Origin of the sequence: Pseudomonas gorinensis, from assembly GCF_042015035.1 — a bacterium.
Classification (GTDB): Bacteria; Pseudomonadota; Gammaproteobacteria; order Pseudomonadales; family Pseudomonadaceae; genus Aquipseudomonas; species Aquipseudomonas gorinensis.
Map to the genome: position 1 here is coordinate 748,919 of NZ_CP167125.1, position 23,133 is coordinate 772,051.

The following is a 23,133-nucleotide window of genomic DNA, read 5'->3' on the forward strand; positions in this document are numbered from 1 at the left end:
TCGGAGCCTTCCATGTCCCGCGTTACCCTGAGTCGCTATTTGATCGAGCAGACCCGCAGCAACAACACGCCTGCCGATCTGCGCTTCCTTATCGAAGTGGTGGCGCGTGCTTGCAAGGAGATCAGCCACGCCGTGTCCAAAGGCGCACTGGGCGGTGTCCTGGGCAGCATGGGCACTGAAAACGTCCAAGGCGAAGTGCAGAAGAAACTCGACGTACTCTCCAACGAGATCCTGCTCGAAGCCAACGAATGGGGCGGTCACCTGGCCGGCATGGCGTCCGAAGAAATGGACAATGCCTACCAGATCCCGGGCAAGTACCCGAAAGGCGCCTACCTGCTGGTGTTCGACCCACTGGACGGTTCGTCCAACATCGACATCAACGCCCCCGTCGGTACCATCTTCTCGGTATTGCGTTGCCCGAACGAATACCTGAGCCAGAACGAAGCCCTCAACGAAAAGGCCTTCCTGCAGCCAGGCACCGAGCAGGTTGCGGCCGGCTACGCGATCTACGGCCCGCAGACCATGCTGGTGCTGACCCTGGGCGATGGCGTCAAGGGCTTCACCCTGGACCGTGAAATGGGCAGCTTCGTACTCACCCACGAAGACATCACCATTCCTGCTGCCACGCAGGAATTCGCGATCAACATGTCCAACCAGCGCCACTGGGAAGAACCGGTCAAGCGCTACGTCAACGAATTGATGGAAGGCGAAGAAGGCCCGTTGAAGAAGAACTTCAACATGCGCTGGGTTGCGGCGATGGTGGCTGACGTGCACCGTATCCTGACCCGCGGTGGCCTGTTCATGTACCCACGCGACAGCCGCGAGCCGTCCAAGCCGGGCAAGCTGCGCCTGATGTACGAAGCCAACCCGATGTCGTTCCTGGTTGAACAGGCAGGCGGTGCGTCGACCGACGGCCATCAGCGTATCCTCGACATCCAGCCCGAAGGCCTGCACCAGCGCGTGGCGGTGTTCCTGGGTTCGAAGGAAGAGGTTGAGCGCGTAACCGGTTACCACAAGAAGTAACTTTTCGCGATAAGTGATCGGCGTTGTTGTGAGCCGGTTCACCCTTAAATAAGCCCCGAAACGTTTCAGCGTTTTCGGGGCTTTTTTGTTTTCGTTCGTCGGGAACCAGACACCTCTTTTCCCTTCTAAGCTTCTGGCAGATACCCAAGCTGCTTCGTCCCTCCAGGAGTTATTCCATGTCGTTACGCCGTCTCGCTTTGCTGGCTTTTTGCGTGCTGTTGGCCGCTTGCAGCAAGGTCAACCAAGAAAACTACGCAAAGTTGTCGGCCGGCATGGCCAAGGCCGAGGTGGAGTCGTTGCTGGGTAAGCCGACCGATTGTTCCGGCGCACTGGGCATGTCCAGTTGCACCTGGGGTGATAAAAACAGCTTTATCAGCGTTCAATATGCCGGTGACAAGGTTCTGATGTTTTCCGGGCAAGGCCTGAAGTAAACCGGGGCGAGAGCCTGCGGGAGAAGAAGAATGATGCGTTTTGTTTTGTTCCTTTGTGCCAGCCTTTTTTTGGCGGGCTGTGCCAGCCATTCTGGCGACGATCTGCAACCCAAGACAGCGAGTAACGTCAATCTCAAGCGTTACCAGGGTACCTGGTATGAGTTGGCTCGATTGCCGATGTACTTCCAGCGCAACTGTGCACAGTCCGAAGCCCGCTACACATTGCTGCCCGATGGCGATATGTCGGTGTTCAACCGCTGCCTGACGACTGACTGGAAGTGGGAAGAAGCCAAGGGCACGGCTACGCCGCAGGTGCCGGGCAAGACCGACAAGCTCTGGGTGGAATTCAATAACTGGTTTACCGCGTTGTTGCCGGGCGTCGCCAAAGGCGATTACTGGGTGTTGTACGTCAGCGATGACTACAAGACCGCCATCGTTGGCAGCCCGAGCCGACGTTATATGTGGATCCTGTCACGTACGCCGACGGTCAGCGCCGATACCCGCGAAGACCTGCTCAGCAGGGCGCGCCAGCAGGGGTATGACACCACGCGTTTGATTTGGCGTACGTCGGATAAGCAGATGGCGAAGACCTCGCAGTAAACAATGTGGGAGAGGGCTGTTGTGGCGAGCGGGCTTGTCCCGCGTTGGGGCGCGAAGCTGCCCCCAAACCAGCCACTGAGGCGTACCTGACACAGCGCAGGTGTCTTTTGTCAGGGGCCGCTTCGCGCCCCAACGCGGGACAAGCCCGCTCGCCACAGGGCCCCGCTAAATCAAAGATTTAGCGGGGCCCTCTACATTTGTTATGGATTGCCTGTCAGCCCAACAAATCCCTCAAGACCTGCGTAAACGCCCGGCTGCTTTCTTCCTCGCCGGCATGCAGCCCATCGCGCACTACCCACTTCCCGTTGACCATTACATCGCGCACCTGTCGATCCCCACCGGCAAACAACCAGCGATTGAGAATCCCGTCTTCGGTTGCCGTCGCCAGGTACGGATCGTTGCCGTCCAGCACGATCCAGTCCGCACGCTTGCCCACTGCCAATTGCCCAATCGGCTGCCCCAGCGCTTGGGCGCCGCCGTCGAGCGCGGCGTCGAACAGCGTGCGGCCGACCATCGGCTGATCACTGCGATACAGGCGGTTGCGCCGCTGATCGCGCAGGCGCTGGCCGTATTCCAGCCAGCGCAGTTCTTCCACCACGCTCAGCGACACATGGCTGTCGGAGCCAATCCCCATGCGCCCACCCTGGGCGAGAAAGTCCACGGCCGGGAAGATCCCGTCGCCCAGGTTGGCTTCGGTGGTCAGGCACAAACCGGCAATCGCCCGGCTCCTGGCCATGCGCGTGACCTCTTCCGGGTTGGCGTGGGTGGCATGGACCAGGCACCAGCGTTCGTCGACGTCGACATTGTCGTACAGCCATTGCAGTGGGCGTTTGCCGCTCCAGGCCAGGCAGTCGTCGACTTCTTTTTGCTGTTCGGCGATGTGGATGTGCACGGGGCAGGTCTTGTCGCTGGCCGCGAGTACCTCATGGATCTGCTCCGGCGTGACCGCACGCAGGGAGTGAAAACACAGGCCCAGTTGTTGCGCTGGCTGCGCCGCGAGGATCGGTTGCAAGCGCGCCTGCAGGTCGAGGTAGTTTTCGGTGCTGTTGATAAACCGGCGCTGCCCTTCATTCGGTGCCTGTCCGCCAAACCCGGAGTGGCTGTACAGCACCGGCACCAGCGTCAGGCCGATCCCGCTGCTCGTAGCGGCCTGGCTGATCTGGCGTGACAGTTCCGTGCGGTCGGCATAGGGTTGGCCGCTGACGTCGTGATGCACGTAGTGGAATTCAGCCACGCTGGTGTAACCGGCCTTGAGCATCTCGATGTACAACTGGCGGGCGATGACCTGCAGCTGTGCCGGGTTGATCTTGCCGACCATGCGGTACATCAAGTCGCGCCAGGTCCAGAAGCTGTCATTCGGGTTGCCGGCGACTTCGGCCAGGCCCGCCATGGCGCGTTGAAACGCGTGGGAATGCAGGTTCGGCATGCCCGCCAGCAGCGGACCTCTGAGCCGTTCGGCGGCGTCTGCACTGGCATTGGCCTGGACGCGTGTCAGTACGCCAGCGGCGTCGACTTCAAGACGTACATCGTTGGCCCATCCATTAGGCAGCAGCGCGCGTTCGGCAAAGAAAGCGGACATGATTAGAGCACCCCGGTCGTGTGTTTATTTGTATATACATATACAGACGTTTGCCTGCTCGGTAAACTCCGGCAATCTATGCATCTTTTCCACCTGCAAGGATTCCCTGTGCCGACTCCGCCCGCCAAGTCTTCGCTGGCTGCCCACATGGACGAAAGTCCGGCGCCCTTGTATGCCCGCGTCAAACAGATGATCAGCCAGCAGATCCTCAACGGCAACTGGCCGCCCCATTACCGCGTACCGTCGGAGAGCGAACTGGTCAGCCAGCTGGGTTTCAGCCGCATGACCATCAACCGCGCCCTGCGCGAACTCACCGCCGAAGGTTTGCTGGTACGCATGCAAGGCGTGGGTACGTTCGTCGCCGAGCCCAAGAGCCAGTCCGCGCTGTTTGAAGTGCACAACATTGCCGATGAGATCGCCTCCCGCGGACATCGCCATACCTGCCAGGTCATCACCTTGGGCGAAGAGGCCGCCGGTTCCGAGCGCGCCGTCGCCCTGGAAATGCGTGAGGGCGGACGGGTGTTCCACTCGTTGATCGTGCATTACGAAAACGATATTCCCGTGCAAATCGAAGACCGTTTCGTCAACGCGCTGGTCGCCCCGGAATACCTGCAACAGGATTTCACCCAGCAAACGCCCTACGCCTATCTGAACCAGGTGGCGCCGCTGACCGAAGGCGAGCACGTGGTTGAAGCGATCCTCGCCGATGCCACCGAGTGCAAACTGTTGCAGATCGAGCCGAGCGAGCCATGCCTGTTGATTCGCCGCCGCACGTGGTCGGGTCGCCAGCCGGTGACCGCCGCGCGTTTGATCCACCCCGGTTCCCGTCATAGCCTGGAAGGACGTTTCAGTAAATGAGTGCAGTGAAAGTCTGGCGCGCCACCGATTACGTGCGCATGCCGTGGAAAAACGGCGGTGGCAGCACCGAAGAAATCACCCGTGATGCTGGCGAGGGCCTGGAGGGGTTTGGCTGGCGCTTGTCGATTGCCGACATCGGCGAGTCGGGCGGTTTTTCCAGCTTCGCCGGTTACCAGCGCGTGATCACGGTGATCAAGGGCGCCGGCATGGTGTTGACCGTGGATGGCGAAGAACAGCGCGGCCTGTTGCCCCTGCAACCATTTGCCTTCAAGGGTGATAGCCAGGTGTCATGCCGCCTGATCACCGGGCCGATCCGCGATTTCAACCTGATCTATTCGCCCCAGCGTTACCACGCGAGGCTGCAATGGGTGGACGGTGTGCAGCAGTTTTTCAGTACCGCGCAGACCGTGCTGGTGTTCAGCGTGGCGGATGAAGTGAAGGTGCTGGGGCACACGCTGGGTCATCACGATTGCCTGCAAATCGACGGTAACACCGGCCTGTTGGACATAGGCGTGGCTGGCCGCAGCTGCATCATCGAACTGACCGCACGCGGTTAAAAACTGTGCGAGGGGGCTTGCTCCCGATATAGGTGTGTCAGTACCAGATGGGCTGACTGATCCACCGCTATCGGGGCAAGCCCCCTCCCACATTTGTTTCCCACTGTTCTTGCGACCTGTTTCCAGGTCTCGCACCATTTTGTTACCGAACGCCCCAGCGTGGCGCAAAACCGCGCTGTCGTGACAAACCTCCCTCGCTATAAAACGTCTTCGTAAGAAATTTCATCATCCCTCCAGGCCTTAATTTCCAAGGCTCGAACGCGCTTTCCAAAAAAATCCGGACACCTCCCTCAGAAAGTTGGCCGCCTGATTGCATATGCTTGTATGTACAAGTAAAGATGTGTGCGTAAGACTCTCCTTCGCACCGTCCATGTTCGCGCATCATGCCGAGGAGTCCAGCTGTGACCGATTTTTCGAAAGCAAGGCCTACAAAATACCGTGACGTCGAAATCCGTGCCGCCCGCGGTAATAAGCTCACCGCCAAAAGCTGGCTGACCGAAGCGCCGCTGCGCATGCTGATGAACAACCTTGACCCGCAAGTGGCCGAGAACCCGAAAGAACTGGTGGTGTACGGTGGTATTGGCCGTGCAGCGCGCAACTGGGAGTGCTACGACCAGATCGTCGAAAGCCTCACCCACCTGAATGACGACGAAACCCTGCTGGTGCAATCCGGCAAACCGGTCGGCGTGTTCAAGACCCACACCAATGCGCCGCGCGTGCTGATCGCCAACTCCAACCTGGTGCCGCACTGGGCCAGCTGGGAACACTTCAACGAACTGGATGCCAAGGGCCTGGCCATGTACGGCCAGATGACCGCCGGCAGCTGGATCTACATCGGTAGCCAGGGCATCGTCCAAGGCACGTACGAAACCTTCGTCGAAGCCGGTCGCCAGCATTACAACAGCGACCTCAAGGGCCGTTGGGTACTGACCGCCGGCCTCGGCGGCATGGGCGGCGCTCAACCACTGGCCGCAACCCTGGCTGGCGCCTGCTCGTTGAACATTGAATGCCAGCAGGTCAGCATCGATTTCCGCCTGAACAGCCGTTACGTCGACGAACAAGCCACCGACCTCGACGACGCCCTGGCGCGCATTGCCAAGTACACCAAAGAGGGCAAGGCGATTTCCATCGCCCTGCTGGGTAACGCCGCCGAAATCCTGCCGGAACTGGTCAAGCGCGGCGTGCGCCCGGACATGGTCACCGACCAGACCAGCGCCCACGACCCACTCAACGGTTACCTGCCGGCCGGTTGGACTTGGGACGAATACCGCGCCCGCGCCAAGACCGAACCGGCGGCCGTGATCAAGGCCGCCAAGCAGTCGATGGCCGTGCACGTCAAAGCCATGTTGGAATTCCAGAAGCAAGGCATCCCGACCTTCGACTACGGCAACAACATCCGCCAGATGGCGCAGGAAGAGGGCGTGGAAAATGCGTTCGACTTCCCAGGCTTCGTACCGGCGTACATCCGCCCGCTGTTCTGCCGTGGCATCGGCCCGTTCCGTTGGGCGGCGCTGTCCGGTGACCCGCAGGACATCTACAAGACCGATGCCAAGGTCAAGGAGCTGATCCCCGACGACGCCCACCTGCACAACTGGCTGGACATGGCGCGCGAGCGCATCAGCTTCCAGGGCCTGCCGGCGCGTATCTGCTGGGTTGGCCTGGGCCAGCGCGCCAAGCTGGGCCTGGCGTTCAACGAAATGGTGCGCAGCGGTGAGCTGTCGGCACCGGTCGTGATCGGCCGTGACCACCTGGACTCCGGCTCGGTGGCCAGCCCCAACCGCGAAACCGAAGCCATGCAGGACGGTTCCGACGCCGTGTCCGATTGGCCTCTGCTCAACGCCTTGCTCAACACCGCCAGCGGCGCGACCTGGGTTTCGCTGCACCACGGCGGCGGCGTGGGCATGGGCTTCTCCCAACACTCCGGGATGGTAATCGTCTGTGACGGCACCGACGAAGCCGCTGAGCGGATTGCTCGCGTACTGCACAACGACCCGGCCACCGGGGTGATGCGTCATGCCGATGCGGGTTACCAGATCGCGATCGACTGCGCCAAAGAGCAGGGGCTGAACCTGCCGATGATCAAGTAACCGATGTGGGAGGGGGCTTGCTCCCGATGGTGGTGTATCAGCCAATAGGTCTGGCGACTGACCCACTGCCATCGGCAGCAAGCCCCCTCCACATGTGATCGGCGGCGAACCCAAAACAATCCATCAGAGGTTGAACACCCATGGCTGCAAATGATGCGCGTGCAAGCACCACCCCGTTGATCGAAAGGCGTTCGATCGACTACATCCCGGAAGCGGAAAGACACGGTCGTCTATTGAGCCAGTTCACCCTGTGGCTGGGTGCCAACCTGCAGATCACTGCGATCGTCACCGGGGCCCTGGCCGTGGTGCTGGGCGGTGATGTGTTCTGGTCGTTGATCGGCCTGCTGATCGGTCAACTGCTGGGCGGTGGTGTGATGGCGTTGCACGCGGCGCAAGGGCCCAAGCTGGGCCTGCCGCAGATGATCTCCAGCCGGGTGCAATTCGGTGTGTATGGCGCGGCGATCCCGATCGTACTGGTCTGCTTGATGTACCTCGGTTTCACCGCGACGGGCACGGTGCTTTCCGGTCAGGCGCTGGGCCAATTGTTCGGTGTCAGCGACAGCGTCGGGATCCTGGCCTTCGCCAGTGTCATCGTGCTGGTCACGGTGCTCGGTTATCGGGTGATCCACTTCATCGGCCGCGTTGCCAGCGTCATTGGCGTGATTGCCTTTGTCTACCTGTTCAGCCGTCTGATGAGCCAGGCCGACGTTGGTGCGCTCCTGCAAATCCGCCACTTCAGTTGGAGCAGCTTCCTGCTGGCGGTGTCGCTCGCGGCATCCTGGCAAATCGCCTTCGGCCCTTACGTGGCGGACTATTCACGCTACCTGCCGAGCACGACGTCCTCGGTGAAAACCTTTCTGGCGGCCGGTGCCGGTTCGGTGGTTGGCGCACAGGTGGCGATGATCCTCGGCGTGTTTGCCGCGGCCATGTCCAACGGGCAATTTGCCGGTCATGAAGTGGCCTACATCGTAGGTCTGGGTGGTGCGGGGGCCTCGGCTGCGCTGCTGTACTTCAGCATCGCGTTCGGCAAGGTCACCATCTCCACGCTGAACTCCTACGGCAGCTTCATGTGCATCGCGACCATCATTAGCGGCTTTCGGGGTCGCCTGGAGGTCACGCGCTTGCAGCGTCTTGTGTTCGTGCTGGCCATCGTTGGCGCGGCGACCCTGATCGCCTTGCTTGGCCAGCACTCGTTCCTCGGTGCATTCAAGTCTTTCATCCTGTTCCTGCTGGCGTTCTTTACGCCTTGGAGTGCGATCAACCTGGTCGACTACTACTGCATCACTCGTGATCGCTATGACGTGTCGGCGCTGGCCGATCCGAACGGTCGCTACGGCCGTTGGAACCCGGTCGGTATCAGCGTCTACGTATTCGGGGTGCTGGTGCAATTGCCATTCATCTCCACCAAGTTCTACACCGGCCCGCTGGTGGCGGCCCTGGGGGATGTGGACATTTCCTGGATCATCGGCCTGGTACTTCCCGCCGCGCTGTACTACTGGGCGGCAAAAAAATGGCCCAGATCGATGCCTGAACACCTGATCCTGCCGCTAGAGCAGGGCGCTGTACCAACGACGACAAACGGGCTGGTTGCACAGGCCTGAGGGGACGTGGACAGGGCAGGATGCCTAATGACTGCCGTAATCCATTTCATGATTGGGAGCGTCACAACAATGAAAATGCACAAGACCCTGTTGGCCACCGTATTCTCCGCGGGCTTGCTGGCCACTGCTGGCGCCCAGGCGGCCGGTTGGTGTGAATCCGGTAAACCGGTGAAGTTCGCCGGCCTGAACTGGGAAAGCGGCATGTTGCTCACCGACATCCTGCAAACCGTTCTGGAAAAAGGCTACGACTGCAAAACCGATAGCCTGCCCGGCAACTCCATCACCATGGAAAACGCCCTGAGCAGCAACGATATCCAAGTGTTTGCCGAAGAGTGGGTTGGCCGCAGCGAAGTGTGGAACAAGGCCGAGAAGGCCGGCAAAGTCGTCGGCGTCGGTGCGCCGATTGTGGGCGCTATCGAAGGCTGGTACGTGCCGCGCTATGTGGTCGAAGGTGATGCCAAGCGCAAGCTGGAACCCAAGGCGGCGGGCCTGAAAAACATCGCCGACCTGGCCAAGTACGCCTCTGTGTTCAAAGACCCGGAAGAGCCCTCCAAGGGCCGTTTCTACAACTGCCCGGCCGGCTGGACCTGCGAGCTGGACAACAGCGAAATGCTCAAGAGCTACGGCCTGGAAAGCAGCTACACCAACTTCCGTCCAGGCACCGGCCCGGCGTTGGATGCCGCGGTGCTGTCGAGCTACAAGCGTGGCGAACCGATCCTGTTCTACTACTGGTCGCCGACACCGCTGATGGGCCAGGTCGACCTGGTGAAACTGGAAGAAAAACCGGGTGTGGATAAAAGCGTGAGCATCAAGGTCGGCCTGTCCAAGACCTTCCACGAACAAGCCCCGGAACTGGTGGCTGTGCTGGAAAAAGTCAACCTGCCCATCGACCTGCTGAACCAGAACCTGGGGCGCATGGCCAAGGAGCGAATTGAGTCGCCGAAACTGGCGAAAATTTTCCTCAAGGAACATCCTGAAGTCTGGCACGCCTGGGTGAGTGAAGACGCAGCCAAGAAAATCGACGCGGCCTTGTAGGTCAAGTGTGCACGGCTACCCTGAGGGGTAGCCGGGCGCCTGGCCACAACCCACTGGATCGAGAGCACGCTATGTTTCCTGAGAGTTTTACGTTTTCCATTGCCGACTGGGTCAACGGTTGGGTGGACTCACTGGTCACCAATTACGGCGATGTGTTCCGGCACATCTCCGACACCCTGCTGTGGGCCATCGTCAACCTGGAAGGGTTGCTGCGTGCAGCTCCCTGGTGGCTGATGCTGGCCATCGTCGGCGGTGTTGCCTGGCATGCCACCCGCAAAGTGCTGACCACGGCGGTGATCGTCGGCTTGCTGTTCCTGGTGGGCGCGGTCGGCCTGTGGGACAAGCTGATGCAGACCCTGGCGCTGATGATGGTCGCCACGGTGATCTCGGTGCTGATCGGCATTCCGCTGGGCATTTTGTCGGCACGCAGCAATCGCCTGCGTTCGGTGCTGATGCCGCTGCTCGATATCATGCAAACCATGCCCAGCTTCGTGTACCTGATCCCGGTGCTGATGCTGTTCGGCCTGGGCAAGGTGCCGGCGATCTTCGCCACGGTGATCTACGCCGCGCCGCCGCTGATTCGCCTGACCGACCTGGGGATTCGCCAGGTCGACGGCGAAGTCATGGAAGCCATCAACGCCTTTGGTGCCAACCGCTGGCAGCAACTGTTCGGCGTGCAACTGCCGCTGGCCCTGCCGAGCATCATGGCCGGTATCAACCAGACCACCATGATGGCGTTGTCGATGGTGGTGATCGCCTCGATGATCGGCGCCCGTGGCCTGGGCGAAGACGTGCTCGTCGGCATCCAGACCCTCAACGTCGGTCGTGGCCTGGAAGCCGGGCTGGCGATCGTGATTCTCGCAGTGGTCATCGACCGCATTACCCAGGCCTATGGTCGTCCACGGCATGAGGCGAGCAAATGACTACTGTCAGCAAAATCGAAGTAAAAAACGTCTTCAAGATCTTCGGCGCCCGCTCCAAGGAGGCGCTGTCGTTGATTGGCCAGGGCAAGACCAAGGATCAAGTGCTGGCCGAGACCGGTTGCGTGGTCGGCGTTAACGATTTGTCCCTGAGCATCGGTACCGGTGAGATCTTCGTGATCATGGGCCTGTCGGGCTCGGGCAAATCCACGCTGGTGCGCCACTTCAATCGCCTGATCGACCCCACCAGCGGTGCGATCCTGGTCGACGGTGAAGACATCCTGCAACTGGACATGGACGCCCTGCGCCAATTCCGTCGGCACAAGATCAGCATGGTGTTCCAGAGCTTCGGCCTGTTGCCCCACAAGAGCGTGCTCGACAACGTCGCCTATGGCCTCAAGGTGCGCGGCGAAACCAAGCAAGTCTGTACCGAACGCGCACAGCACTGGGTCGAAACCGTGGGCCTCAAGGGCTACGAAAACAAATACCCGCACCAGCTCTCCGGCGGTATGCGCCAACGTGTGGGCCTGGCCCGCGCCCTGGCGGCCGACACCGACATCATCCTGATGGACGAAGCCTTCAGCGCCCTCGACCCGCTGATTCGCGCCGAGATGCAGGACCAGTTGCTCGAGCTGCAAAAGACCCTGCACAAGACCATCGTATTCATCACCCACGACCTCGACGAGGCCGTGCGTATCGGTAACCGCATCGCGATCCTCAAGGACGGCAAGCTGATCCAGGTCGGCACGCCGCGGGAGATCCTGCACTCGCCGGCGGATGAGTATGTGGATCGGTTTGTTCAGCGGCGGGCGGCGGTGGTTTGATCCTGGATGTGTGGGGCGGCTGCTGGCCCTATCGGGGGCTTGCCCCCGATAGGGCCGGTAAGGCTGCACAAGAATTGAAAAAGGTATGAAGATGTCCCAGGCAGCAAAAATCATCATCGCCGACACCCCCCTGCGCTGGCAGGACGTGGTCGCCGTCGCCCGTCACGGCGCGGTGCTCCAACTCTCCGGCCAGGCCTGGGCGCGGATCGACAATGCCCAGGCCATTGTGCAGCGCATCGTCACCAGCGGCGAACGCGCCTACGGCGTGAACACCGGGTTGGGCGCGTTGTGCAACGTGTCGCTTGAGGGCGAGCAACTGAGCCAGTTGTCGCGCAATACCCTGTTGAGCCACGCCTGTGGCGTCGGCCCGGTACTCAGCGACGAGCAGACCCGCGCGATCATCTGTGCGGCCGTCATCAACTACAGCCACGGCAAATCCGGCCTGCATCCGCAGGTGGTGCATTCGCTGCTGGCGCTGCTCAACCACGGCATCACGCCGCAAGTACCGTCCCAGGGCTCGGTGGGTTATCTGACCCATATGGCCCATGTCGGTGTGGCGCTGCTGGGCGTCGGTCATGTGAGCTATCGCGGTCAGGTAGTCCCGGCGCAACAGGCCCTGGACCAAGAAGGTTTGCAGCCGGTGGTACTCGGCGCCAAGGACGGCCTGTGCCTGGTCAACGGCACGCCGTGCATGACCGGCCTGAGTTGCCTTGCCCTGGCCGATGCTCACCACCTGCTGCAATGGGCCGATGTGATCGGCGCCATGAGTTTCGAGGCCCTGCGTGGCCAGATCGATGCGTTCGACGAAGAAATCATTGCCCTCAAGCCTCACCCCGGCATGCAGCAGGTCGGTATCAACCTGCGCGCGTTGCTCGATGGCAGTGAAGTGATCGCCAGCAGCAAAGGCATCCGCACCCAGGACGCCCTGAGCATCCGCTCGATCCCGCAGATCCACGGTGCGGCGCGCGATCAGCTGGAGCACGCGACCCGCCAGATCGAGACCGAACTCAACAGCGCCACCGACAACCCACTGGTACTCGGTACGCCGGACAACTACCGCGTAGTGTCCCAGGCCAACCCTCACGGGCAGTCCGTGGCGCTGGCTGCCGATATGCTCGCCATCGCCATGGCCGAAATCGGCTCGGTGGCCGAGCGCCGTCTCGACCGCCTGATCAACCCCCACGTCAGCGGCCTGCCGGCGTTTCTGGTGAGCAACCCCGGGGTCAACTCCGGGATGATGATCGTGCAGTACGTCGCCGCTTCGTTGTGCGGGCAAAACCGCCAGCTGGCGCAACCGGCGGTACTCGACAACTTCGTCACGTCGGGCCTGCAGGAAGACCATTTGAGCATGGGCACCAATGCCGCGCTCAAGCTGCACCAGGTGCTGGCCAACGTCACTCAGATCCTCGCCATCGAGTACCTGCTGGCGGCCCAGGCATTCGAATTCCTCAAGGGCCAGCGCTTCGGCGCGGGCACCGACAGCGCCTGGCGCCTGTTGCGTGAACACGTGCCACCGTACGAGCAGGATCGCTGGCTGGCGCCGGACATCGCCACCGCCGCCGCGCTGCTCAAGAACACCGCTTTGCTGCACCCGGTTTTTCCCGAATTGCACTGAACAATAATTCACAAGGAGCACGAATGTGACTGCGCTAAACCTGATTCCAGGCCAACTGAGCCTCGCCCAACTGCGGGCCATCTACCAGCAGCCGGTAACCCTCAGCCTGGATGACAGTGCCTCGGCCCAGATTGAAGCCAGTGTCGCCTGCGTGGAACAGATTCTCGCCGAGAACCGCACTGCCTACGGCATCAACACCGGTTTCGGCCTGCTGGCCTCGACCCGCATTGCCAGCGAAGACCTGGAAAACCTCCAGCGCTCCTTGGTGCTGTCCCATGCCGCAGGCGTCGGTGAGCCCATCAGCGATGCGCTGGTGCGGCTGGTCATGGTGCTCAAGGTCAACAGCCTGAGCCGTGGCTTTTCCGGGATTCGCCGCCAGGTCATCGACGCACTGATCGCGCTGATCAACGCCGAGGTGTACCCGCATATTCCGCTGAAAGGTTCGGTCGGTGCGTCCGGCGACTTGGCGCCCTTGGCCCATATGTCCCTGGTGCTGCTCGGCGAAGGCAAGGCGCGCCACAAGGGCGAATGGCTGGAGGCGACCGACGCGCTGAAAGTCGCCGGCCTCACGCCGCTGACCCTGGCCGCCAAAGAGGGGCTGGCGCTGCTCAACGGCACCCAGGTGTCCACTGCTTACGCCTTGCGCGGCCTGTTCGAAGGTGAAGATCTGTTCGCCGGCGCCCTGGCCTGTGGCGGCCTCACCGTGGAAGCGGTGCTGGGTTCGCGTTCGCCGTTCGATGCGCGTATCCACGCAGCCCGTGGCCAGCGTGGGCAGATCGACTCGGCGGCGGCTTATCGCGACCTGCTCGGCGACAGCAGCCAGGTGTCGCAGTCGCACCAGAATTGCGACAAGGTCCAAGACCCGTACTCCCTGCGCTGCCAGCCACAGGTCATGGGCGCCTGCCTGACCCAGTTCCGCCAGGCCGCCGACGTGCTGGTGATCGAAGCCAACGCCGTGTCAGACAACCCGTTGGTCTTCGCCGCGGAAGGCGACGTGATTTCCGGCGGCAACTTCCACGCCGAACCGGTGGCCATGGCCGCTGACAACATGGCGCTGGCCATCGCTGAAATCGGTTCCCTGAGCGAGCGCCGTATCTCGTTGATGATGGACAAGCACATGTCGCAACTGCCGCCGTTCCTGGTGGGCAATGGCGGGGTGAACTCCGGCTTCATGATTGCCCAGGTGACCGCCGCGGCACTCGCCAGCGAGAACAAGGCGCTGGCCCATCCCCATAGCGTCGACAGCCTGCCGACCTCGGCCAACCAGGAAGACCACGTGTCCATGGCGCCGGCGGCCGGCAAGCGCCTGTGGGAAATGGCCGAGAACGTACGCGGTATCTTGGCGGTTGAATGGCTGGCCGCCTGCCAGGGCCTGGACCTGCGCGAAGGCCTGAAAACCTCGCCGAAACTGGAAAAGGCCCGTGGCATCCTGCGCGCCAAGGTGGCGTTCTACGACAAGGACCGCTTCTTCGCCCCGGACATCATCGCCGCCAGCGAACTGCTCGCCAGCCGCTGCCTGAATGAACTGGTGCCGGCCAAGTTGCTGCCGAGCCTCTAAACACACCACACCCCCCCCTGTAGGAGCGAGCTTGCTCGCGAAAAACTCAAGGACACCGCATTCATCCAGGATGCACGCGTTATCGCTGACGTCCTTCGCGAGCAAGCTCGCTCCTACAGGGATCAGGGATCACATCGGGAGCCGTTGATGAAAACCCTTTGGCAGCACTGCCACGTTGCAACCATGGCCCAAGGCAAATACTCGATCATCGAGGATGCCGCGATGGTCACCGTGGGTTCGCTTATCGAGTGGATCGGCCCGCGCAGCCAAGTGCCCACGCTGGACTATGCCCAGGTGCATGACCTGCAAGGCGCCTGGGTGACTCCCGGGCTGATCGACTGCCACACCCACACGGTGTTCGGCGGCAACCGCAGTGGCGAATTCGAGCAGCGCCTTGAAGGCGTGAGCTATGCCGAGATCGCCGCCCAGGGCGGCGGTATCGCCAGCACCGTGCGCGCCACGCGCGCCGCCAGCGAAGACGAATTGTTCGAAAGCAGCCGCAAGCGCCTGTGCAGTTTGCTGCGCGATGGCGTGACCACGGTGGAGATCAAATCCGGCTACGGCCTGGACCTGGCCAGCGAACGCAAGTTGCTGAGGGTGATTCGCCGCCTCGGTGATGCGCTGCCGGTCAGCGTGCGCGCCACCTGCCTGGCGGCCCACGCCTTGCCACCGGAGTACAAGGACCGCGCCGACGACTACATCGATCACATCTGCACCGAGATGCTGCCGGCGCTGGCCGCCGAAGGGCTGGTGGACGCGGTGGATGCCTTCTGCGAATACCTGGCGTTTTCGCCCGAACAAGTCGAGCGCGTGTTTAAAGTCGCCCGGCAACTCGGCCTACCGGTCAAGCTGCACGCCGAGCAACTGTCATCGCTGCACGGTTCGAGCCTGGCGGCGCGTTACCAGGCGCTGTCGGCGGATCACCTGGAGTTCATGACCGAAGACGACGCCATCGCCATGGCCGCGTCCGATACCGTCGCAGTCTTGCTGCCGGGGGCGTTCTACTTCCTGCGCGAAACCCAGTTGCCGCCCATGGATGCCTTGCGCAGGCACGGCGTGAAAATCGCCATCGCCAGTGACCTCAACCCCGGTACCTCGCCGGCGTTGTCGGTGCGGTTGATGCTGAACATGGCCTGCACCCTGTTCCGCATGACCCCGGAAGAAGCCCTGGCCGGCGCCACGCAACACGCGGCCACCGCCCTGGGCATGGGCGATACCCATGGCTCGCTGGAAGTGGGCAAGGTTGCCGACTTTGTGGCCTGGCAGATCGATCGCCCCGCCGACCTGGCCTATTGGCTGGGCGGCGAGCTGGATAAACGCGTCGTGCGCCACGGCGTCGATATCAATGTTTAAGGAGTACCGTTGTGGATAAGGTTCTGAGCTTCAAACAAGGCCGCGTGCCGCTGCTGATCAGCATGCCCCACGCCGGGTTGCGCCTCACGCCCGCGGTCGAAGCCGGTTTGATCCCCGAGGCGCAAAGCCTGCCGGACACCGACTGGCACATTCCGACCCTGTATGACTGTGCCGAGGAACTGGGCGCCAGCACCTTGGCGGCGCAGTACTCGCGATTTGTCATCGACCTCAACCGGCCGTCCGACGACAAGCCGCTGTACGCCGGCGCCACCACCGGCCTGTACCCGGCGACGCTGTTCGATGGCGTGCCGTTGTTCCGTGAAGGGCTGGAACCGAGCGCGACCGAACGCGCCAACTACCTGCAAAAGGTCTGGGGCCCGTACCACCGCACACTGCAAGAGGAGCTGGCCCGCCTCAAGGCTGAGTTCGGCTATGCGCTGCTGTTCGATGCGCATTCGATCCGCTCCGTAATCCCCCACCTGTTCGACGGCAAGCTGCCGGACTTCAACCTGGGCACCTTCAACGGCGCCGCCTGTGATCCGGAACTGGCCAGCCAGCTCGAAGCCATCTGTGCCACTTATCCACAGTACACCCACGTCTTGAACGGGCGTTTCAAGGGCGGCCATATCACCCGCCATTACGGCAACCCGGCGCAGGATATCCACGCCGTGCAGCTGGAGTTGTGCCAGAGCACCTATATGGAAGAGTTCGAGCCGTTCCGCTATCGCCCGGATCTGGCCGAACCGACGCGGGTGGTGTTGAAGCAGTTGCTGCAGGGGCTGCTAGCGTGGGGGAAACAGCGTTATTCAAGGTAATTGAAGTGCGAGCTCTCGGGGGCGTGGGCACTGTGCTGTACCTCGGCAAAGGGCTGGTCCACGCTCGTTTGCGGGCCCAGGGCCAGGCGGCAGAGGTCGATCCGTTGTATCGCTGTCTGTTCCAGTACTTACATGGCGAACGGCTGACACCGGTCTAAGTACTCAAGGACATGCTCATTGCACAATTCGGGTTTATAGTGCCAGACGGCAAAATAAAAGACGTCCCACCAGGGATGAACCCGACCCCTTATGGAGCGCGCAATGCAGACTTGGTACCCGCAGATCAAACCCTACGCCCGGCACGATCTGGCCGTTGATGCCATTCACACGCTGTATGTCGATGAAAGTGGCTCCCCCGAGGGCTTGCCTGTGGTCTTCATCCACGGTGGCCCAGGCTCAGGTTGCGACGCCCAGAGCCGCTGCTATTTCGATCCGAACCTGTACCGCATCGTCACATTCGACCAACGTGGCTGCGGCCGCTCTACACCCCGCGCCAGCCTGGAAAACAACACCACCTGGGACCTGGTCGCCGACCTCGAGCGCATCCGCGAGCACCTGGGCATCGACAAATGGGTGCTGTTTGGCGGCTCCTGGGGTTCGACCCTGGCCCTGGCCTACGCGCAAACCCACCCCGAGCGCGTGCATGGCCTGATCGTGCGCGGCATTTTCCTCGCCCGCCCGCAGGACATCGAATGGTTCTACCAGGCCGGCGCCAGCCGCCTGTTCCCGGATTACTGGCAGGACTACATCGCGCCGATTCCTGCCGATGAGCGTCACGACATGATCGCGGCCTATCACAAGCGCCTGACCGGCAACGACCAGATCGCCCAGATGCACGCGGCCAAGGCCTGGTCCGGCTGGGAAGGTCGCATGCTGGGCCTGTGCCCGAGTCCGCAGCATGTGGAGCGTTTCTCCGAGCCGCAACGCGCACTGTCCATTGCGCGTATCGAGTGCCATTACTTCACCAATAATTCCTTCCTGGAGCCCAACCAACTGATTCGCGACATGCATAAGATCGCCCATCTGCCTGGCGTAATCATCCATGGGCGCTACGATATGATCTGCCCTCTGGATAACGCTTGGGAGTTGCATCAGGCGTGGCCCAACAGCGAACTGCAGGTGATCCGCGAGGCTGGCCATGCGGCGTCCGAGCCCGGTATTACGGATGCTTTGGTCCGCGCGACCGGCGAAATGGCGCGACGCCTGCTTGATCTGCCACCAGAAGAAGCATGAAGGGCCTGTTGCAGCGGGTGCGTGGCGCCCGTGTCGAAGTCGCAGGCGAAATCGTAGGGGCGATCGACCAGGGTTTGCTGGTGCTGGTGGCCGTTGAGCCATCGGATACACGCGAGAGTGCCGACAAACTCCTGCACAAGCTGCTTAACTACCGGGTATTCAGCGACGACGAGGGCAAGATGAACCGTTCGCTGAAGGATATCGGCGGCGGTTTGCTGCTGGTGTCGCAGTTCACCCTGGCGGCCGACACCAGGAGCGGGCTGCGGCCAAGCTTCTCCACGGCGGCGCCTCCCGCCTTGGGAGCGGCGCTTTTTGAGCACTTGTTGTCACAAGCGCAACAATTGCATGGCACGGTGGCGTCGGGGCGTTTTGGTGCGGATATGCAGGTGCATTTGGTCAATGATGGCCCTGTGACCTTCCTCCTACAGACATGAATGTATTAAAAACGACTTTAATGCCTAAAAACGCAGGGTTTCGCTACAAATACTTCGTTGTCCCTGATGCGTTGTATCGCGGGCTACTAGATAATCGCGCGCTACGGGGATCAGCGTTGATTGGTCCATTTTTGACTTAGGTAGAGACTTGTCCGATAGCCTCAGGGGAATCATTTTGACCCAGGGGAGTCGGAACAATGCTCGCCAACCTGGCATATAGATAGCTGGCCGTTGGTTTTTTGATCTGTTTTCGGCGAGGGTTGCTCGTGATTGTTAGTCCCTGTAATGCACCAAAATTGTCTGCCAAACGGTTACGAAACGCACTGGTGACGGGCTCCGCCCTGTTTTGCCTGTTCGGCGCGGGTCAACTGTGGGCATTCAGTCTGGACGATGTGTCGGCCAAGGCAAAAGAGCTGGCCGGGCAGAAATACGAAGCTCCGCGCAGCAATCTGCCGAACGAATTCCGCGAAATGAAATTCGCGGACTACCAGAAGATTCGTTTCCGCAACGAAAAAGCCGAGTGGGCCGATCAGAACACCCCGTTCAAACTGTCCTTCTATCACCAGGGTATGCACTTCGATACACCGGTGAAAATCAACGAAGTCACCGCTGACAGCGTCCAGGAAATCAAGTACGACGCGTCGCGTTTCGATTTTGGCGACGTCAAGGTTGATCCCAAGGCCACCGAACAGCTCGGTTATGCCGGTTTCCGTGTGCTGTACCCGATCAACAAGGGCGACAAGCAAGACGAAATCATGACCATGCTCGGCGCCAGCTATTTCCGCGTCGTGGGCAAGGACCAGGTGTATGGCCTGTCCGCCCGTGGCATGGCGATCGATACCGCGCTGCCGTCCGGCGAAGAATTCCCGCGTTTCACCGAGTTCTGGATCGAACGTCCAAAGCCGGGTGACAAGCACCTGGTGATCTTCGCCCTGCTGGATTCGCCACGCGCCACCGGCGCCTACCGCCTGATCCTGCGCCCGGGCACCGACACCGTGGTCGACGTCAAGTCCCAGATGTTCCTGCGCGACAAAGTCAGCAAGCTGGGGGTTGCCCCGTTGACTTCCATGTTCCTGTTTGGCGCCAACCAGCCATCCAAGGTCCTGAACTACCGTCGCGAACTGCACGATTCCAGCGGCCTGTCGATCCATGCCGGTAATGGCGAGTGGATCTGGCGCCCGCTGAACAACCCTAAACACCTGTCGGTCAGCAACTTCACCGTGGAGAACCCGCGTGGGTTCGGCCTGCTGCAACGCGGCCGCAACTTCAGCCACTACGAAGACCTGGACGACAACTACGACAAGCGCCCAAGCGCCTGGATCGAGCCTGAAGGCGACTGGGGCAAGGGTTCCGTCGACCTGGTCGAGATTCCGACCGCCGATGAAACCAACGACAACATCGTAGCGTTCTGGAGCCCGGCCGAACTGCCGGAAGTCGGCAAGCCGCTGGATGTTGCCTACCGCCTGCACTGGACCCTGGACGACGCCGCGTTCCATTCGCCGGACAGCGCCTGGGTCAAGCAGACCCTGCGTTCGACCGGTGACGTGAAACAATCCAACCTGATCCGTCAGCCCGACGGCAGCGTGGCGTACCTGATCGATTTCGAGGGCCCGTCCCTGAAGAAACTGCTGCCGGACGCGCCGGTGCGTAGCCAGGTGAGTGTGGGTGACAACGCTGAGCTGGTTGAAAACAGCGTGCGCTACAACGAGCACACCAAAGGCTGGCGCCTGACCCTGCGCATGAAGATCAAGGATCCCGGAAAACCCACCGAGATGCGTGCGTCCCTGGTGCAGGACATCGTGCAGCCTGAGCCTGAGCAGGTTTCGACCCAAGTGCTCAAGGCCGACAAGGTCCTGGCCAAGCAGCACGAGAAACAGGCCAAGAAAGACGCGAAAGACAAGGACGCCAAGCAGCCAGAAGCTGCCCCAGCCACACCGGAGCCGATCAAGACCGAGCAAGTCCTGACCGAAACCTGGAGCTATCAGTTGCCTGCCGATGAGTAATTCTCAAGCCCAGCCAGAGACTCTGTCCGAGTATCTGGCGCATCTCCCGATGACCGCTGAGCAGCGTGCCGAACTGGCAGGCTGCACATCCTTCACCGAACTGCACGAGCGTTTGTCGTCTTCGACCTTCGATGCGCCCGTCGACGCCGCCCAGGCGTCGGTCGGCCGCCGGTTGACCCTCAGCACGGCCGAAGAGCTGCAAGACGCCGAAATGCTGATGCTCGACGCCAGCGGCCGCGTGTGCCTCAAGGCCACGCCGCCGATTCGTCGCACCAAGGTCGTACCGGAGCCATGGCGCACCAATATCCTGGTGCGCGGCTGGCGTCGCCTGACTGGCCGAACCAACCCGCCGAAGCCGCCGAAAGACGAGCGCGTGCTGCCGGCGGCGCGCTGGCGCACCGTGGGGTCGATCCGTCGCTACATCCTGCTGGTACTGATGCTCGGCCAGACCATCGTGGCCGGCTGGTACATGAAAGGCATCATGCCGTACCAGGGCTGGTCGCTGGTCGACTTTGACGAGATCCGCAACCAGACCCTGTTGCAAACCGCCACCCAGGTCCTGCCTTACGCCCTGCAAACCAGCATCCTGATCATGTTCGGGATCCTGTTCTGCTGGGTTTCGGCCGGTTTCTGGACCGCGTTGATGGGCTTCCTTGAACTGCTCACCGGTCACGATAAATACCGTATCTCCGGTAAAAGTGCCGGCAACGAGCCGATTCCCAAGGATGCACGCACCGCGCTGGTGATGCCGATCTGCAACGAAGACGTGCCGCGGGTATTCGCTGGCCTGCGCGCCACGTTCGAGTCGGTCGCGGCCACGGGTGACCTGGACCGCTTCGATTTCTTCGTGCTCAGCGACAGTAACGACGCTGACATCTGTATCGCCGAGCAACAAGCCTGGCTGGACGTGTGCCGCGAAGCCGGTGGCTTCGGCAAGATTTTCTATCGCCGCCGTCGCCGTCGCGTCAAACGCAAGAGTGGCAACCTCGACGACTTCTGCCGTCGTTGGGGCGGTGAATACAAGTACATGGTGGTGCTCGACGCCGACAGCGTGATGAGCGGTGAATGCCTGACCAGCCTGGTGCGCCTGATGGAAGCCACGCCGGATGCCGGGATTATCCAGACCGCGCCACGGGCGTCGGGCATGGACACCCTGTATGCGCGCATGCAGCAGTTCGCCACCCGCGTCTATGGCCCGCTGTTTACGGCTGGCCTGCACTTCTGGCAGTTGGGTGAATCCCACTACTGGGGTCACAACGCAATCATCCGCATGAAGCCGTTTATCGAACACTGCGCCCTGGCGCCGTTGCCAGGTAAAGGTGCGTTCGCCGGTGCGATCCTGTCTCACGACTTCGTCGAAGCCGCGCTGATGCGTCGTGCCGGTTGGGGTGTGTGGATTGCCTACGACCTGCCGGGCAGCTATGAAGAACTGCCGCCGAACCTGCTGGACGAACTCAAGCGTGACCGTCGCTGGTGCCACGGTAACCTGATGAACTTCCGCCTGTTCCTGGTCAAGGGCATGCACCCGGTACACCGTGCCGTGTTCCTGACCGGTGTGATGTCCTACCTGTCGGCGCCGTTGTGGTTCTTCTTCCTGGTGCTGTCGACGGCCCTGCTGGCGGTGAACACCCTGATGGAGCCACAGTACTTCATGGCACCGCGCCAGTTGTACCCGCTGTGGCCGCAATGGCATCCGGACAAGGCGGTGGCGCTGTTCTCCACCACCATTGTGTTGCTGTTCCTGCCAAAGTTGCTGAGCATCATCCTGATCTGGGCCAAGGGCGCGAAAGAGTTCGGCGGCAAGTTCAAGGTGACCCTGTCGATGTTGCTGGAGATGCTGTTCTCCATGCTGCTGGCACCGGTGCGCATGATCTTCCACACCCGTTTCGTACTGGCCGCGTTCCTCGGTTGGGCCGCGACCTGGAATTCGCCGCAGCGTGACGACGACTCCACCCCATGGGGCGAAGCGATCAAGCGCCACGGTACCCAGACCTTGCTCGGCTTCCTGTGGGCACTGCTGGTGGTGTGGTTGAACCCAAGCTTCCTGTGGTGGCTGGTGCCGATCGTGGGGTCGCTGATGCTGTCGATCCCGGTATCGGTGATTTCCAGCCGGGTCAATCTGGGCCTCAAGTCCCGCGACGAAAGCCTGTTCCTGATCCCTGAGGAATACAATCCGCCGCAGGCGTTGCTGTCGACCGAGAAGTACACCCACGAAAACCGTTGGCACGCCCTCAATGATGGCTTCATACGTTCGGTGGTCGACCCGCAGCAGAACGCCCTGGCCTGCGCCCTGGCGACCTCGCGTCACCGTGAGGCGGAGCCGATCGAGTACCTGCGTGGCGAGCGTGTTCGTCATGCGTTGAAAGTCGGCCCTGCCGGCCTCAACAACGCTGAACGCCTGGCCCTGCTCAGCGACCCGGTCGCCCTGGCTCGCCTGCACGAGCAGGTCTGGAACGATGGGCACGCCGAGTGGCTGGCCGCTTGGCGTAACTCGATCAAGGCCGACCCGCACGCCCCGTTGCTACCGTTGCAACCGGTGGTGTCCCAGGCTCAACCGGCCTGATGCTGAAGCCCTCAGGGGGTTACCCTGAGGGCATTCACGGCGTC

18 protein-coding genes and 1 pseudogene are annotated in these 23,133 nt (G+C 61.6%); 18 read left to right on the plus strand and 1 reads right to left on the minus strand.

The window, feature by feature from the left end; translation table 11 throughout:
* The first annotated feature begins 12 nt into the window (after positions 1 to 12).
* From AB7933_RS03365 to AB7933_RS03375, 3 genes are all read left to right on the plus strand, one after another.
* Entirely contained in the window at positions 13 to 1,023 is a 1,011-nt protein-coding gene (locus AB7933_RS03365) for a class 1 fructose-bisphosphatase (RefSeq protein WP_024072906.1), read from the plus strand.
* A 176-nt stretch (positions 1,024 to 1,199) separates the two neighbouring features.
* Positions 1,200 to 1,454, plus strand: a complete 255-nt coding sequence (locus AB7933_RS03370) for a hypothetical protein (RefSeq protein WP_017849914.1) — start codon at positions 1,200 to 1,202, stop codon at positions 1,452 to 1,454.
* Positions 1,455 to 1,484: 30 nt separating this feature from the next.
* Entirely contained in the window at positions 1,485 to 2,054 is a 570-nt protein-coding gene (locus tag AB7933_RS03375; RefSeq protein ID WP_024072907.1) for a lipocalin family protein, read from the plus strand.
* A 214-nt stretch (positions 2,055 to 2,268) separates the two neighbouring features.
* Here AB7933_RS03375 and AB7933_RS03380 read toward each other — a convergent pair whose 3' ends face one another.
* Positions 2,269 to 3,633, minus strand: coding sequence for a formimidoylglutamate deiminase (locus AB7933_RS03380; RefSeq protein ID WP_024072908.1), 1,365 nt, complete (start codon positions 3,631 to 3,633; stop codon positions 2,269 to 2,271).
* A 147-nt stretch (positions 3,634 to 3,780) separates the two neighbouring features.
* On the opposite strand from AB7933_RS03380, the gene hutC reads away from it, so the two are divergent.
* The 15 genes and pseudogenes from hutC to mdoH form a co-directional block, all read left to right on the plus strand.
* The gene (gene hutC, locus AB7933_RS03385; RefSeq protein WP_223817892.1) at positions 3,781 to 4,491 is read left to right on the plus strand and encodes a histidine utilization repressor; all 711 of its coding nucleotides are present in this window, start codon (positions 3,781 to 3,783) and stop codon (positions 4,489 to 4,491) included.
* The gene (locus AB7933_RS03390) at positions 4,488 to 5,048 is read left to right on the plus strand and encodes a HutD family protein (protein ID WP_024072910.1); all 561 of its coding nucleotides are present in this window, start codon (positions 4,488 to 4,490) and stop codon (positions 5,046 to 5,048) included. Before hutC ends, AB7933_RS03390 begins: the two co-directional genes overlap by 4 nt.
* A gap of 383 nt (positions 5,049 to 5,431) precedes the next feature.
* Positions 5,432 to 7,135, plus strand: coding sequence for a urocanate hydratase (hutU, locus tag AB7933_RS03395; protein WP_051448859.1), 1,704 nt, complete (start codon positions 5,432 to 5,434; stop codon positions 7,133 to 7,135).
* A 140-nt stretch (positions 7,136 to 7,275) separates the two neighbouring features.
* A complete protein-coding gene (locus tag AB7933_RS03400) occupies positions 7,276 to 8,736 on the plus strand; it encodes a purine-cytosine permease family protein (protein WP_024072912.1) in 1,461 nt (486 codons plus the stop codon).
* 69 nt (positions 8,737 to 8,805) lie between these two features.
* Positions 8,806 to 9,771, plus strand: coding sequence for an ABC transporter substrate-binding protein (locus AB7933_RS03405; protein WP_024072913.1), 966 nt, complete (start codon positions 8,806 to 8,808; stop codon positions 9,769 to 9,771).
* A 71-nt stretch (positions 9,772 to 9,842) separates the two neighbouring features.
* Positions 9,843 to 10,694 carry an ABC transporter permease gene (locus AB7933_RS03410; protein WP_017738813.1) on the plus strand — a complete coding sequence of 284 codons (852 nt, stop codon included), beginning with the start codon at positions 9,843 to 9,845 and terminating at the stop codon, positions 10,692 to 10,694.
* Positions 10,691 to 11,515 (plus strand): quaternary amine ABC transporter ATP-binding protein, encoded by an 825-nt coding sequence (locus tag AB7933_RS03415; RefSeq protein ID WP_024072914.1) that lies wholly within the window; start codon positions 10,691 to 10,693, stop codon positions 11,513 to 11,515. The genes AB7933_RS03410 and AB7933_RS03415 overlap by 4 nt, the downstream gene beginning before the upstream one ends.
* Before the next feature lie 91 nt (positions 11,516 to 11,606).
* A complete protein-coding gene (gene hutH, locus AB7933_RS03420; protein ID WP_041161079.1) occupies positions 11,607 to 13,130 on the plus strand; it encodes a histidine ammonia-lyase in 1,524 nt (507 codons plus the stop codon).
* Between the two features lie 25 nt (positions 13,131 to 13,155).
* Positions 13,156 to 14,688 (plus strand): histidine ammonia-lyase, encoded by a 1,533-nt coding sequence (gene hutH, locus AB7933_RS03425; RefSeq protein WP_024072916.1) that lies wholly within the window; start codon positions 13,156 to 13,158, stop codon positions 14,686 to 14,688.
* Positions 14,689 to 14,835: 147 nt separating this feature from the next.
* Positions 14,836 to 16,041 carry an imidazolonepropionase gene (gene hutI, locus AB7933_RS03430; RefSeq protein WP_041160820.1) on the plus strand — a complete coding sequence of 402 codons (1,206 nt, stop codon included), beginning with the start codon at positions 14,836 to 14,838 and terminating at the stop codon, positions 16,039 to 16,041.
* Between the two features lie 11 nt (positions 16,042 to 16,052).
* Positions 16,053 to 16,856, plus strand: a complete 804-nt coding sequence (gene hutG, locus AB7933_RS03435; protein ID WP_024072918.1) for an N-formylglutamate deformylase — start codon at positions 16,053 to 16,055, stop codon at positions 16,854 to 16,856.
* Positions 16,857 to 17,117: 261 nt separating this feature from the next.
* Complete coding sequence (gene pip / locus AB7933_RS03440) at positions 17,118 to 18,089, plus strand: prolyl aminopeptidase (protein WP_024072919.1); 972 nt, start codon at positions 17,118 to 17,120, stop codon at positions 18,087 to 18,089.
* A complete protein-coding gene (gene dtd / locus AB7933_RS03445; protein WP_024072920.1) occupies positions 18,086 to 18,523 on the plus strand; it encodes a D-aminoacyl-tRNA deacylase in 438 nt (145 codons plus the stop codon). The genes pip and dtd overlap by 4 nt, the downstream gene beginning before the upstream one ends.
* 266 nt (positions 18,524 to 18,789) lie before the next feature.
* Positions 18,790 to 20,526: a glucan biosynthesis protein G gene (locus tag AB7933_RS03450; protein WP_041161080.1), complete on the plus strand. Its 1,737-nt coding sequence runs from the start codon at positions 18,790 to 18,792 to the stop codon at positions 20,524 to 20,526.
* A pseudogene (mdoH, locus tag AB7933_RS03455) lies at positions 20,519 to 23,091 on the plus strand (glucans biosynthesis glucosyltransferase MdoH); the annotation flags it as partial. The gene AB7933_RS03450 and the pseudogene mdoH, both read left to right, overlap by 8 nt.
* Positions 23,092 to 23,133 lie beyond the last annotated feature (42 nt).